The following is a 14,792-nucleotide window of genomic DNA, read 5'->3' on the forward strand; positions in this document are numbered from 1 at the left end:
TTGAAAAATGAAAATTGAAAGTTGAAACTCACAGTACCAAGATGACCGGACCTTAGAACAAGGAGCTGTATACCTCCGGCAGATTCACTTTACCCCCTGCCTTTACTTTGCTCCAAACCAGCTTCATGGGGTCTATCCATTCACCGGTAGACGTATTCAGCAATATGGGCGCTTCCCGGTTTCCATCCACCAAGGTACGCCATTCCATACCATCCACTTCATTGGCGAAAATAACACAAAGCACAATGCCAAAAGCCAGCCACGCATCTTTCTTTTTAGGGCTGATGTTGCTTTCTTCCATCATCTGCTGCATCTTGGCAATGTCTTCCTCCGCTCCTTGAAAATCCTTCTTCAGTAACTCCTTTACAGTAGTATCCACCCACTCGTATGCTTCGTTAATCTGATAGATTTCCGAAAGCCGCACCGGAATTATCTCCGCCGGATACTTCATCCCATCCTTACGCGTTTCCAGCGAAGCGATAATCTTCTCCGCTTCTGCAACCGGCTCTCCCTTCTTCACCGTAAACGAACATTCAAAGGCAACTTCATCCGCACCCGTTATCCATAAATGAGAAGTATAGTACGCACCTTCTTCCTCGAACATCTCCTTACTATATGCACATTCCATCCGGCCTATCCTGACCGGAGTGGCAGCGGAATTTTCCCGCAACTCTTGCTTCACGGAGTCCTTGCCATATGTAGCATTCCCTTTGAAAGCCGAAATGCGAAAATTACCGGTCCACTCATTGGGATTATAGAAAAGGAAAGAACCTTCCCCATCTTCGAATTCATTCCAGTCTGCCGGGTAAGTCATGGAAAACCATGCTCCCGGAGAGATAAATTTCTTGCTTTGTTCCATATATAGACTAATCTTTGCAAAGACAGCTCATACCATCTTAGCTATTTTTCGCAAAGATAGTGCAAACCGAATGCAAAATAAAATGAACTTGTTCATTTTTTATGCTGAGGTGCAGCCTATCTTCGCTTTTAGAGCAAAAGTAACATTACCGCCGTTGATATGCAAACAAACGAAACAAAAAACAGCCGATTCTCACGAACCGGCTGTTCCAATCATCATCTATGAATGAAGACCATTAGAGCCTTCAATATCTTTATTCAATTAAACTAAAGTCAAAATGAAATCCATTAAATTTCCAATTCGGATGCAAAGATAATCAATGGAATACATACAATCCTAAGATTTTAAGAATATTAAATTAACATTCTATAAACAAGGGGATTTTATAGATGAAAAATAGCCGATTCTCATAAGCTGACTGTTTCAATCATCATCTATGAATGAAGACCGTTAGAGCCCCCAACTGAACCGCATTATAATTAATCTCATGAGAGCATTGTCTAATACGGCTCCACAGCTTAATAGCCAACAAAGCTTTAGCATTAGAGTAATACTCTTTGGATATCCCCCATCCCATATCGTTTTGATAATCATGATGACGCATATCATTCCAATTCACTGTAGAATAAAGCATTGCAATAAACTAGAAATTCCCAAAGTACTTAATGCCCCCAAAGTCCCCCTCACATTAAGCCAATTATAACGCCTCAACAGTCCTAAACTACCGCCTCATTTCCCTATCGGTTGTATTCTCCTCCTCACCTCTTTGGATATTTCCAGAAACATATAGTTCAGTTTACCGGAATGAATACCTTCTTTATTTTGGGTATACTTCTTATTGGCATACTCCTTGGACTTGTCAAAGGTAATACGCGACATCTGGTTCTGCGACTTTCCCACCATTGTCGAATCCAACTGTTCGTCCGGAAAGAAATCATCCAAATTCACATCACCAATCATGGTCGTTTCAAGGAAATTCATGTCTTTATGACTAGAATCTGTGTAGTATCCTACAAACATATGTCCTGGAGTGCGTACCAATATAGGTTCTATATTTATGGCACGGAGTAAAGAAGCAAAAAGGACACTCCCATCCACACAGTTGATTTGCGAGGACTCCAAAGCATCATCGAACGTGCGCACACGCTGTGAAAAAACCACGTTGCTGGAAAGGCTCGTATTGGACACCGAACTATAACGGAACTTGCGCTTTTGCAACACATTCCACAAGGCATAAACCTGCTTGTCCACCACTTCGGCACCTCCCTGATAACCCAAAAACCGGTTGACGATACGCGTATCCAGCGCTTCACGCAACAGCTTGTCAATCATAGGATTCTCCTCATTCACATAAGCTGCAAAAAAGATGCCGGTATCATGGAACTTTGTACCATTCGTGACATACCCCAACAGACATTCATTAATGCTGCGAACGGAAAAAGTACGCACCCTCTGCCCCAAATCCTTACCGTTCATCTCTACCATAACGGCCACACTGATGGGTTCCGCTTGGTTGTTATTCTTCAGAGCCTCGTAATTCCATATGATATCAGGATAGATAATATACTCCGTACGCGGTTTTGCCAGCACAAACTCCGACACGGAACGGGAAAAGAACGGAGTCTCTGCAACCTCTACCCGCACCCGGCTATAAGCATTCCTCGAACGGACACGGACAGCGATGCAGGACTTCGGATTACCTACATACATGGAGTCTACCGGCACTATGACCTGAGCATCGGTAGTAGCCACCGAAAGGATACTGGAAGGGAATATATTACCGCCCAGTTCATCCGTAATCTCAAATCCCGAGCGGAAAGGAGCCGTATTCAGCCAGACAGAGCCGATTATCACTAAAAGTAGAGTTCCCATAATAACCGACAAATGTCTCTTAGAGAAACTCCTGATATACATAAGTTCTTTCATACAATTCAGTATTTACGAAGCAAAGATAATATTTTAATGTGACGGGGCTTTTAGATAAACGGGAATTTAATGTAACCCAAATGTAACACTTGTTTCATCATTCCGTAACAAATTAGCCTCACTTTTGTACCCAGAAAGCAGAAATGGCCTGCATCTCGGCACAACTTTTCATGTAAACATGAAAATTCTGCATTCGGTTTGCACTATTTTTGCCGATAAAAAGAAATAAAGTTTAACTTTGTGACAAGAAAATTGTTTTATTCCTGTCATACATAAACAACAAAGCAATGAACAATTACCGGATTTTAGTAGTGGACGATGAAGAAGACTTATGTGAAATTCTGAAGTTCAACCTCGAAAACGAAGGCTACGAAGTGGACACGGCGAACTCTGCCGAAGAAGCTCTGAGAATGGACATTGGCAGCTACAACCTACTACTGCTGGACGTGATGATGGGAGAAATTTCCGGCTTCAAAATGGCAAGTATGCTGAAGAAGGACAAGAAGACGGCCCAGATACCCATCATCTTCATTACCGCCAAAGATACGGAAAATGACACCGTGACTGGCTTCAACCTGGGAGCGGACGACTATATATCCAAACCCTTCTCGCTGCGCGAAGTAGCGGCACGTGTCAAAGCCGTACTGAGACGCACCCAGCAAGGAGAGACAGAGCATGCACCGGAACAGATTGTCTACAAGACGCTGGTGCTGAACGTCATCAAGAAGAAAGTCTGCATTGACGGTGAAGAGGCACCGCTCACCAAAAAAGAGTTTGAAATCTTATTGCTGCTTTTGCAGAATAAAGGACGCGTATTCTCGCGCGAGGATATACTGAACCGCATCTGGAGTGATGAAGTATATGTGCTGGACCGTACCATCGACGTAAACATCACACGCCTACGCAAGAAAATCGGAGTTTATGGCAAATGCATCGTAACACGCTTGGGATATGGATATTGTTTCGAAGCCGAATAACGACAGACACTTTCTGTCCTTCAGCCGGAAGCTTTTCCTTTCGGTCATTTCACTGTTCCTCATATTCGCCGCATGCTTCATCGCCTACCAGTATCAGCGGGAAAAGGAATATAAAGTGGAGCTACTGGACACGCAGCTGCAAGACTATAATGACAGACTACACCAGGAACTTCGTTATCTCCCCGACAGCCTATGGACTTCCATGCTGGACAGCTATATCTCCAAGCATGTAAACAAGGAACTGCGCGTCACCGTGGTAGACCTTCAAGGTAACGTATTGTTCGACAGTTCCCAGAACGGCAGCCATGAACTGGATAACCACATCAAGCGCCCCGAAGTGCAGAAGGCACTGAAAGCCGGCAAAGGCTACGACCTGCGGCGCATCTCCGAAACCACCGGCAGAACCTATTTCTATTCTGCCACCGTCTACAAAGACTGCATCATCCGCTCAGCTCTCCCCTACAACGTCAACCTGATGAACAATCTGGCTGCCGACCCACATTACATCTGGTTCACGGTCATTGTATCACTGCTGCTGATATTCATCTTTTATAAATTCACCTCCAAACTTGGCAGTGCCATCAACCACCTGCGTGAGTTTGCCAAAAGAGCCGACAAGAACGAACCCATAGACATGGACATACAAACCGCCTTCCCGCACAATGAACTTGGAGAGATTTCGCAGCACATCATACAAATATATAAGCGCCTGCGCGAAACCAAAGAGGCGCTTTACATTGAGCGCGAAAAACTCATCACCCATTTGCAGACCTCCCGCGAAGGACTGGGCGTATTCAACAGAGACAAAAAGGAGATACTGGTAAACAATCTGTTCACCCAATACGGCAATCTGATTTCAGACTCCAACCTGCAGACTACCGAAGAAATATTCTCCATCTGCGAATTCCAGAAGATAACAGATTTCATCAACAAGGCACAGAAACGCCCTTCCTATAACGAAGAACGAAGAATGTCCGTTCACATCAACAAGAACGGACGCATCTTCATCGTGGAGTGCATCATCTTCCAAGACCTCAGCTTTGAGATTTCCATCAACGACATCACCCAGGAAGAGGAGCAGATACAGCTAAAACGGCAATTGACCCAAAACATCGCCCATGAGCTGAAAACCCCCGTAAGCAGCATACAAGGCTATCTGGAAACCATCGTGAACAACGAGAACATCGCGCCCGAAAAGATGCAAATCTTCATGGAACGCTGCTACGCGCAAAGCAACCGCCTGAGCCGCCTGCTGCGCGACATATCCGTACTGACCCGCATGGACGAAGCCGCCAACATGATCGATATGGAAAAGGTGGACATCAGCATGCTGGTTTCAAACATCGTCAACGAAGTGTCCCTGGAACTGGAACAGAAGCAAATCACCGTTGTCAATTCCCTAAAATCGAAGATACAGTTGCGGGGCAACTACTCTCTACTCTACTCCATCTTCCGCAATCTCATGGACAACGCCATCGCTTATGCCGGCACCAACATACACATCAACATCAGTTGTTTCCGCGAAGACGAGAATTACTACTATTTCAGTTTTGCCGATACCGGCATCGGCGTTTCTCCCGAACATCTGAACCGTTTGTTCGAACGCTTCTACCGTGTAGACAAAGGACGCTCGCGCAAGTTGGGCGGCACCGGCTTGGGGCTCGCCATAGTGAAGAATGCAGTCCTTATTCACGGAGGCACCATCTCTGCCAAAAACAACCAAGGCGGAGGGCTGGAGTTTGTATTCACACTGGCAAAAGAGAGATAACAGCCCGTTTTACCACACCAAACAAAATGCTTTGCATACCTCTGGAGAAGGTTCTTGTGGCAAGTGTGGCTTGTATTGGTATCTTTTCACCTTACCGACATGACGGATTGCTTAAATCGCCTTAAGTCACTATCAATCAGAGAGTAATTTTGCCAACCTATTGCCATGCTTTTGGCAAACTTTTGCCATGCCTATGGCAAAGTTTTGCCAACGCGGTGACAAAGTCTTGCCAAGAGGATGGCAAAACCTTGCCAATTTGTCGGCAAAAAGAAAGAGAGCGGGGAAGAAAATTTATCACTCATAGAATTGTTTTCTCAAAAAGAATCCGTATCTTTGTCATGCATTGGTTCGCTCCCCCTCTTCTGGGAAAGCGATTAAAAGGGAATCAGGTGTAAATCCTGGACAGTCCCGCTGCTGTAAGTTTCGTGCAACGTTGCAGACAATTACTCTATGCCACTGGAATATTCTTCCGGGAAGGCGCCTGCAACAGAAACAAGTCAGAAGACCTGCCATGCATACTTTATCATTGCTTTCGAGGAAAAAGCGTTGAGTCTAATGAGCCGGACAAACCGTCCATCATTTCATTCATCAAACCTAATTCAGAGAAAGTAAAGAAGGTAATAAACTCTGCCAAGTTTATTTGATGATGTCCGGCCGAAGTGATTTCGTCCGGACATTTACATTACAAAAAGTCATATTTAAATTGATTATTACATAGATTTTACCTAAATTCGGCACATTAAACCGAAATAATCGGTTTATCCGTTAACCTATTGTCAAATTATTAAAGATACAGAGTCTATGGAATTACCATTTGCCGAAGCATGGAAAATCAAAATGGTGGAACCTATCCGTAAAAGTACCCGCCAGGAACGCGAACAATGGCTGAAAGAAGCCCACTACAACGTATTCCAACTCAAATCGGAACAAGTTTATATCGACCTCATCACCGACTCGGGCACCGGCGCCATGAGCGACCGCCAATGGGCAGGCATGATGCTGGGCGACGAAAGCTATGCCGGAGCCACCTCATTCTTCAGACTGAAGGAAGTCATCACCCGCCTCACCGGATTTGGATACATTATCCCCACCCACCAGGGACGCGCTGCCGAAAATGTACTCTTCTCCTACCTGGTGCACGAGGGCGACATTGTGCCGGGAAACTCCCATTTCGACACCACCAAAGGACATATCGAGGGACGCCGGGCACTGGCTCTGGACTGCACCATAGACGAAGCCAAACAGACACAGCTGGAAATTCCCTTCAAAGGCAATGTAGACCCTAAAAAACTGGAAAAAGCATTACAGGAACATAGCGAACGGATACCGTTCGTCATCGTCACCATAACCAACAACACCGCAGGCGGCCAGCCGGTTTCCATGCAGAACCTGCGCGAAGTCCGCGCCATTGCCGACAAGTACGGCAAGCCCGTTCTCTTTGACTCGGCACGCTTTGCGGAAAATGCCTACTTCATCAAAATGAGAGAAGAAGGTTACCGCAACAAGAGCATAAAGGAAATTACCCGCGAGATGTTTGACCTTGCCGACGGCATGACGATGAGTGCCAAAAAAGACGGTATTGTCAACATGGGCGGATTCATAGCCACCCGCCGGAAAGACTGGTATGAAGGTGCCAAAGGCTTCTGCGTGCAATTCGAAGGCTACCTCACTTACGGCGGCATGAACGGACGTGACATGAACGCCCTTGCCATCGGCCTGGATGAAAATACTGAATTTGACAATCTGGAAACCCGCATTCACCAGGTGGGCTATCTAGCCATGAAACTGGATGAGTACGGGATACCTTACCAACGTCCCGCAGGCGGCCATGCCATATTTGTGGATGCCCCCAAAGTGCTGACACACGTGCCCAAAGAAGAGTTTCCGGCACAGACACTGACCGCCGAACTCTATCTAGAAGCAGGCATACGCGGTTGTGAAATCGGCTATCTGCTGGCAGACCGCGACCCGGTGACCCGCGAAAACCGCTTCAACGGCTTGGATTTGCTCCGGCTTGCCATCCCTCGCCGCGTGTACACCGACAACCACATGGATGTGGTAGCAGCCGCTTTAAAAAATGTATATGACAAGCGGGAAAGTATTACCCGCGGAGTTCGCATCACTTGGGAAGCTCCGTTGATGAGACATTTTACGGTACAACTGGAAAGGCTGTAAGAAATTTACAGACTCAATGTCAAGACAAAATCCGGAAACAAATAATAATGAATAGTGAACCGGCGTTTCTCCACCGTACGATACTCTTCGGCGGAGAATACGCCGCTTTCATTTACAGCAAAAGGCAGAATGCGCATGTGCCCACGAAAATCAACCTCGGAAGCATTCAGGCATTTAAACATGGTCTCCTTGGCCGACCAGTGCAGCAACAGTGACCAAGTGTCGGTTCCGCGAAACACGGATGGCTGTTCATCTTCGCGCATGAATTTATGCGCCACCTTCCTTACCCGTTCACCATACTGCTCAATGTCAATGCCCACTTCCCGACCCGGCAATCCCAAAACAACAGCCACATAACCTTTCGTATGCGAAATACTGAGAGAGGCGGAAGCATCTGCCAAATAAGGTTTCCCACTGGGATGATAGGCAATCTCTTTCTCTTCTCCCGACAGCGTGTAAAGCAATACACGGACAGCCAGCCACTCCAGACGGCGGTGTGCTGCGGTGAAACGCCGCATACCTTCCCGGTATACTTCCTGATGAGGAAGCATGGCCAGCAATTCCTCCGGAGATTCCTCCGTTTTCCAAATTCCCCATCGGCAGGGAAGAGCGGTATGTTGTAAGAAGAGGGGCATGAGGCAAGGATTAAGGATTAGGGATTAGAGGAGTTGAGGCATTTACTGTAAACTTCACTTTCAGGATACGGCGGTTGTCCATCTCCAGCACCTCAAACTCATAACGGCCGTAGGTCACCTTTTCATGGAGAGCAGGAAATTCCCCCTTCAGCTCCAGCAGAAGTCCGGCAAGCGTATCGGCATCCCCTGCCACCTCATCGAACGTTTCCTCGTCTATCTTCGTTATTTTATAGAAATCGGTCAGCTGGGTCTTGGCTTCAAATACCCAAGTGTGGTCATTCAGTACGGCATATGTACGTTCTTCATCATCGTATTCGTCATGAATTTCGCCCACAATCTCCTCAATAATGTCCTCCATGGTGACAATGCCCGACGTACCGCCGAACTCATCGACCACAATGGCTATATGAATCTTGTTTGCCTGAAAATCGCGCAGCAAATCATCAATCATCTTGGTTTCGGGCACAAAATAGGCGGGCCGGATAAGCGACTGCCAGCGGAAATTATCCCCTTTGTTCAGATGGGGAAGCAAATCCTTGATATAAAGCACCCCCTTGATATTGTCACGGTTATCCGCATAGATGGGAATACGGGAGTAGACATTCTCTACAATGCACTTCACCACATCCTTGAAAGGGGTACGAATATCCAGATCCACCACATCGAGGCGGGAAGTCATAACCTCCTTGGCTGTCTCTCCACCAAAGCGGATGATACCTTCCAGAATATTGTTCTCCTCCGAAAGTTCCGCCTTATCGGTCAATTCTAGTGCATGTGAAAGTTCATCGACCGATATATTATGGTTCTTGCGGACCACATGCTTGTTCAGGAAAGAAGTGGAACGTACCAGCATAGATGCCATCGGATAGAATACGGAACGGCAAAACGTGATGCCGGGAGCAGCAAAACGGCAGAAAACCAGCGTTTTCTGAGCCGAATATATCTTAGGCATGATTTCACCGAAAAGCAACAGCAAAAACGTAAGGACTACTGTCAGAATGAGGAACTCTGCAATGGGAGAATGAAATTGGAACATATTCATAAAAAAGAAGTTACAGAGCATGATTATGGTTACATTCACGAAGTTGTTTGTAATCAGAATCGTCGCCAACAAACGTTCACTGTTATCCAGCAAATTACTGATTTTCTCATCCGAAGGATGCTTTCTCTCCGCTATTACATTTAAGTCTGACGGAGAAAGAGAAAAAAAGGCTATTTCGGAAGCTGATGCAAAGCCGGAAACGAGCAAAAGCAAACCTGCCAACACAATGGCTACAATGGCCGAAATAGAAGGAGTCTGTACGGATATACCGTTAAAAACATCTGCCAACTGGCATAAATAAGCGTCTGGGTCCAAAGATTTTGGTTTTAGTTAAACAATCAGAACGGTAGATCGTCCGTCGGGTTATCTTGTGCAGGGGCAGCCTGCGGTTGTACCGGTTGTTGCGGCTGGGCTGTCGCTCCGGCTTGCGGCGCAAACGGCGCATTGCCCGATGCCGATGCACTTTTAGGTGTCAACATTTCCATTGTATCTGCAAAAACTTCAGTCACATAGCGCTTAGCTCCTGTCTGGTCATCATACGAGCGAGTGCGAATTTTGCCTTCAATGTAAAGTTTATCTCCTTTATGCACATATTTTTCGGCAGTTTCTGCCAGTCCACGCCAAAGCACAATATTATGCCACTCAGTGCGGTCGGGAACCTGGGTTCCATTCTGCAAAGTGTATCCTCTTTCTGTAGTAGCCAAAGAAAAAGTAGCTACCGCCACCCCACTGTCAAGGTATCTCACTTCCGGGTCTCTGCCCACATTTCCTAACAATATCACCTTGTTTACTGACATAAGCTTCTATTTTATTAATTTGCTGCCAAAATTAACGAGAATATCCACACCATGCAAGAATACAGACAACTTTTATATATATTTCTCCAAGAAAGCATGTATCAGCCGAGGCACCGCATAACGGTCCAAATCTTCGACCGCAACCTGCTGGTAACCTGAAAAAGAACCCGAATTATCGGGTAGAGTGACCTCATAGAAATTGGTATAAATCACTCTGTGGGACAATACATGCTTCACTCCCCGAAGTAGTGTACGGACCATCCGCACCTCTCCCTCTGCAAACAGTGCATGAAACTGCGGACATGCCAGGAACTCCTCTTCGGATAAATCTTTTTCCGTTTCGATTAGAGGCAATTCAAAGAGATTTTTCCAGATATCGTTCTCCGTCCTCTTATGTATCAAAGTATGCGCACCCATACGTACATATATATAATTAAAATAGCGGTTGGTAGTCTTTGTTCTGTGCTGCTTCACGGGCAGTTGCTGCACTTTGCCTTCCAACAAGGCTCTGCAGCTACCAGACAAAGGACAGAACAGACAGTTGGGCGACTGCGGCATACACTGCACGGCTCCGAAGTCCATAATCGCTTGGTTATAATCTGCCGGTCGGGATTTATCGAGCATCTCTCTCGCCAAAGCAGTAAAAGTTTTTTTCCCTTCGGTAGAATCAATGGGAATATCAATGCCGAAATAGCGGGAAAGCACCCGATATACATTCCCGTCTACCACCGCATAAGGCATGTCATAGGCAAAAGAACAGATGGCCGCTGCCGTATAATCCCCTACCCCCTTCAAAGCACGCACCTCTGCATAGTTTTTTGGAAATGTACCCTTCATGCTTTTGGCTGCGGCATGCAGGTTGCGGGCACGGGAATAGTACCCCAGGCCCTGCCAATATTTCATCACTTCGTCCTCGGACGCAGCAGCCAGCGACGCCACATCCGGGAAGCGTTTTATGAAACGCAAAAAGTACTCATAACCCTGCGCCACTCTTGTCTGTTGTAAGATGATTTCAGAAATCCATATCAGATAAGGGTCCGTGGTATTTCGCCACGGAAGGTCGCGTTTGTTCTCCGCATACCAATCCAACAATGTTCCGCTAAAAATATTCATGCTGCAAAAATACTTCATTTTCAGCCTAACAAAGCTTAATGCCAAGACTTTTTTAGAAAATTGTCCGAAATATATTTTTTAGAGCCACGGAAAAGCTATATATTTGCAGTCCAAAAAATTAGGAAAACTATAGTAATAATATTTTTTTTAAAGAAAAATGACTAAAGCTGATATTGTAAACGAAATTACAAAGAACACCGGAATTGATAAGACAACCGTACTTACAACCGTTGAAGCATTCATGGACGCAGTAAAGGCATCTTTATCCAAAGATGAAAATGTTTACCTCCGCGGGTTTGGTAGTTTTGTAGTGAAGAAAAGAGCTCAGAAAACTGCACGCAACATCTCCAAGAACACTACAATAATCATTCCGGAACATAACATTCCGGCATTTAAGCCTGCAAAAACGTTCACCCTCTCAGTGAAGAAATAATAAACAATAGTATTAACCCATAAAAATTTTGAAGCTATGCCAAGCGGAAAGAAGAAAAAAAGACATAAAATGTCTACGCACAAGCGTAAAAAAAGACTAAGAAAGAACAGACATAAAAGCAAAAAGTAATTTTTAGTCTGAAGGACAAAATAAAGAACAAACTTGTGAAGCAAAATGTCTCGCGGGTTTGTTCTTTGTTTAAGTAGTAAATAGAATCATTTAAAAGCCAATTATTGTGACAAGCGAACTCGTTGTAGACGTACAGCCCAAAGAGGTATCCATTGCACTGCTTGAAGACAAGCAGCTGGTGGAACTCCAGAGCGAAGGAAGAAACATCTCCTTCTCGGTGGGCAACATGTATTTGGGACGCGTCAAAAAATTGATGCCCGGCCTGAATGCCTGCTTCGTGGACGTGGGTTACGAGAAAGATGCTTTTCTTCATTATCTGGACCTAGGTCCTCAATTTAACTCGTTAGAGAAGTACGTAAAGCAAACTTTAAGCGACAAGAAGAAGCTGAATCCCATTACCAAAGCAACCATACTTCCCGACCTTGAAAAGGACGGAACGGTTTCCAACACACTCAAGGTGGGACAAGAAGTAGTGGTGCAAATTGTCAAGGAACCTATCTCTACCAAAGGGCCGCGACTGACTTCCGAACTTTCCTTTGCCGGAAGATACCTCGTGCTGATTCCCTTCAATGACAAGGTTTCCGTATCACAAAAAATTAAATCGAGCGAAGAGCGCGCACGCCTCAAGCAACTGCTGATGAGTATCAAGCCGAAAAACTTCGGCGTCATCGTCCGCACCGTAGCCGAAGGAAAACGTGTTGCCGAACTCGACGGAGAGCTTAAAGTATTACTGAAACATTGGGAAGATGCCATTACAAAAGTACAGAAGGCCACCAAATTTCCGACACTGATTTACGAAGAAACCAGCCGTGCCGTAGGACTGTTGCGCGACTTGTTCAATCCTTCCTTCGAAAACATCCACGTGAACAACGAGGCTGTGTACCACGAAATCAAGGATTACGTAACCCTCATCGCCCCTGAACGGGCAGGAATCGTGAAGCTGTACAAAGGTCAACTCCCCATTTACGACAATTTTGGTATCACCAAACAAATCAAGTCGTCATTCGGCAAGACCATTTCATACAAAAGTGGTGCCTACCTGATTATTGAGCATACTGAGGCGCTTCACGTAGTAGACGTGAACAGCGGTAACCGCACCAAGAATGCCAACGGGCAGGAGGCCAACGCACTGGAAGTGAATCTGGGTGCAGCCGACGAACTGGCACGCCAGCTCAGACTAAGGGATATGGGTGGTATCATCGTGGTGGACTTCATCGACATGAATGAAGCCGAAAACCGACAGAAGCTTTACGAACGTATGTGTGCCAACATGCAGAAAGACAGAGCACGTCACAACATCCTGCCGCTCAGTAAATTCGGACTGATGCAGATTACACGCCAGCGTGTACGCCCGGCTATGGATGTAAATACGACGGAAACCTGCCCCACCTGCTTCGGTAAAGGCACCATCAAATCGTCCATCCTCTTTACGGACACCTTAGAGAGTAAGATTGACTACCTGGTCAACAAATTGAAGATAAAGAAATTCTCGTTACACATCCACCCGTACATCGCAGCCTACGTCAATCAGGGACTCGTCTCCCTGAAACGGAAGTGGCAGATGAAGTACGGATTCGGTATCAAGATTATTCCAAACCAGAAATTAGCATTCCTGGAATATGTATTCTACGACCTGCAAGGGGAAGAGATAGACATGAAGGAAGAAATCGAAATCAAATAAAAAAGACGGCGAAGGGTATTTATCTTCGCCGTCTTTTTTATCTCTTGCTTTGGGGGAGCTCTCCCCAAACATGCCTTCCGCTATAAAGCCAAACGATAGATTTCCCTGCAATCAGTCATGGTCAGCTTCACGTAGTTGCCAAGCAGTTCGCCTTTATTGCGCTGCAGACTGACGAGCATACGGTCTATATCGGGATGCTCGATGCCCAACTCCTTAAAGCTAACCGGCAAGCCCATGTAACGGAAAAAGTGTTTCAGGCGGGCGGTACCAGCCAAAGCCATCTCTTCCAAATCTTCGGACTTGGGTATATCAAAAACGCGGTGGGCAAACTGGGCTATCTTTGCCGGATTATGTTCTGCCATAAAAGCCATCCAGGCAGGGAAGATTACAGCTAAGCCGGCACCGTGGGCTACATTATAGATAGCACTGATTTCATGTTCCAGTGCATGGGATGCCCAGTCTTCCTCACGCCCTACCCCACAAGTTCCGTTATGCGCCACAGTGCCACACCACATAATGTTGGCACGCGCGGCATAGTTGTCCGGTTGCTGTTTCACCCGGTAAGCTTCTTTAATGATAGCTGTCAAGGTGCCTTCGCAAAGCCGGTCGCTGATTTCCACATCCGGTGTATTTGTGAAATAACGCTCCATGATGTGAGCCATCATGTCGGCAATACCACAAGCCGTCTGATAAGCTGGGAGAGTGTAGGTCAGTTCAGGATTCATGATGGAAAATACGGGACGCAAATGCTCGGGGGCACAGAGCCCCAGTTTTTGGAGTGTCTCTGTCTTGGTAATTACCGTATTGCCCGAACCTTCGCTTCCGGCAGCCGGGATAGTCAGCACCACGGCTACTTTCAACGCTTTCTCCACCTTGGCACGACCGATAAAGAAATCCCAAAAGTCACCATCATAGAGGACTCCGGCAGCAATGGCCTTTGCCGTATCTATGACCGAACCACCTCCCACAGGAAGCATCATATCCACCTGCTCACGACAGCAAAGCTGAATACCTTCGTATACCTTCCCGTCAATGGGATTGGGCTGGACACCTCCCATTTCGCAATAAGCCACACCGGCTTCCTGCAAGGATTGCTTCACTCTATCCAGCAGACCACTCCGTACAACAGAACCGCCTCCATATACTATCATCACTTTTTGTGCACCATACTTACGCGCCAATGCACCGACTTGCACTTCAGTATTCTTGCCAAAGACAAACTCTGTAGGACTATAAAAAACAAAATTATTCATTGTA

The 14,792-nt window shown here is 46.1% G+C and carries 12 protein-coding genes and 1 riboswitch; of the genes, 5 read left to right on the forward strand and 7 right to left on the reverse strand.

Going from position 1 to position 14,792, the window contains the following annotated elements:
- Positions 1 to 52 precede the first annotated feature (52 nt).
- Positions 53 to 859 carry a DUF3805 domain-containing protein gene (locus tag HUX74_RS02625; RefSeq protein WP_174646151.1) on the reverse strand — a complete coding sequence of 269 codons (807 nt, stop codon included), beginning with the start codon at positions 857 to 859 and terminating at the stop codon, positions 53 to 55.
- 729 nt (positions 860 to 1,588) lie between these two features.
- Positions 1,589 to 2,785: a hypothetical protein gene (locus HUX74_RS02630; RefSeq protein ID WP_131225972.1), complete on the reverse strand. Its 1,197-nt coding sequence runs from the start codon at positions 2,783 to 2,785 to the stop codon at positions 1,589 to 1,591.
- Between the two features lie 287 nt (positions 2,786 to 3,072).
- Here HUX74_RS02630 and HUX74_RS02635 point away from each other — a divergent pair, with 287 nt between their 5' ends.
- The 3 genes from HUX74_RS02635 (at position 3,073) to HUX74_RS02645 (ending at position 7,705) form a co-directional block, all read left to right on the forward strand.
- Entirely contained in the window at positions 3,073 to 3,762 is a 690-nt protein-coding gene (locus tag HUX74_RS02635; RefSeq protein WP_005826729.1) for a response regulator transcription factor, read from the forward strand.
- Positions 3,737 to 5,530 carry an ATP-binding protein gene (locus HUX74_RS02640; protein WP_117965482.1) on the forward strand — a complete coding sequence of 598 codons (1,794 nt, stop codon included), beginning with the start codon at positions 3,737 to 3,739 and terminating at the stop codon, positions 5,528 to 5,530. The genes HUX74_RS02635 and HUX74_RS02640 overlap by 26 nt, the downstream gene beginning before the upstream one ends.
- 327 nt (positions 5,531 to 5,857) lie before the next feature.
- A riboswitch (cobalamin riboswitch) is annotated at positions 5,858 to 6,059 on the forward strand.
- Positions 6,060 to 6,331: 272 nt separating this feature from the next.
- Positions 6,332 to 7,705 (forward strand): tryptophanase, encoded by a 1,374-nt coding sequence (locus HUX74_RS02645; RefSeq protein WP_117962595.1) that lies wholly within the window; start codon positions 6,332 to 6,334, stop codon positions 7,703 to 7,705.
- A 5-nt stretch (positions 7,706 to 7,710) separates the two neighbouring features.
- Here HUX74_RS02645 and HUX74_RS02650 read toward each other — a convergent pair whose 3' ends face one another.
- From HUX74_RS02650 to mutY, 4 genes are all read right to left on the reverse strand, one after another.
- The gene (locus HUX74_RS02650) at positions 7,711 to 8,340 is read right to left on the reverse strand and encodes a 4'-phosphopantetheinyl transferase superfamily protein (RefSeq protein WP_117962593.1); all 630 of its coding nucleotides are present in this window, start codon (positions 8,338 to 8,340) and stop codon (positions 7,711 to 7,713) included.
- Between the two features lie 10 nt (positions 8,341 to 8,350).
- Positions 8,351 to 9,697, reverse strand: coding sequence for a gliding motility-associated protein GldE (gene gldE / locus HUX74_RS02655; RefSeq protein WP_174646152.1), 1,347 nt, complete (start codon positions 9,695 to 9,697; stop codon positions 8,351 to 8,353).
- A gap of 23 nt (positions 9,698 to 9,720) precedes the next feature.
- Entirely contained in the window at positions 9,721 to 10,179 is a 459-nt protein-coding gene (locus tag HUX74_RS02660) for a single-stranded DNA-binding protein (RefSeq protein WP_117965486.1), read from the reverse strand.
- Between the two features lie 72 nt (positions 10,180 to 10,251).
- A complete protein-coding gene (gene mutY / locus HUX74_RS02665) occupies positions 10,252 to 11,292 on the reverse strand; it encodes an A/G-specific adenine glycosylase (protein WP_117867022.1) in 1,041 nt (346 codons plus the stop codon).
- A gap of 157 nt (positions 11,293 to 11,449) precedes the next feature.
- On the opposite strand from mutY, the gene HUX74_RS02670 reads away from it, so the two are divergent.
- Together HUX74_RS02670 and HUX74_RS02675 are read left to right on the forward strand one after the other, a co-directional pair.
- Positions 11,450 to 11,725: an HU family DNA-binding protein gene (locus tag HUX74_RS02670; RefSeq protein WP_005826750.1), complete on the forward strand. Its 276-nt coding sequence runs from the start codon at positions 11,450 to 11,452 to the stop codon at positions 11,723 to 11,725.
- A gap of 235 nt (positions 11,726 to 11,960) precedes the next feature.
- On the forward strand, positions 11,961 to 13,535 hold the full coding sequence (locus tag HUX74_RS02675) for an Rne/Rng family ribonuclease (protein WP_005826752.1): 1,575 nt from the start codon (positions 11,961 to 11,963) through the stop codon (positions 13,533 to 13,535).
- 80 nt (positions 13,536 to 13,615) lie between these two features.
- Here the strand turns inward: HUX74_RS02675 and HUX74_RS02680 are convergent, their stop codons facing one another.
- Complete coding sequence (locus HUX74_RS02680) at positions 13,616 to 14,788, reverse strand: iron-containing alcohol dehydrogenase (protein ID WP_174646153.1); 1,173 nt, start codon at positions 14,786 to 14,788, stop codon at positions 13,616 to 13,618.
- Between the last annotated feature and the right edge of the window lie 4 nt (positions 14,789 to 14,792).

This window comes from Bacteroides sp. Marseille-P8574, assembly GCF_902825465.1.
GTDB lineage: Bacteria > Bacteroidota > Bacteroidia > Bacteroidales > Bacteroidaceae > Bacteroides > Bacteroides uniformis.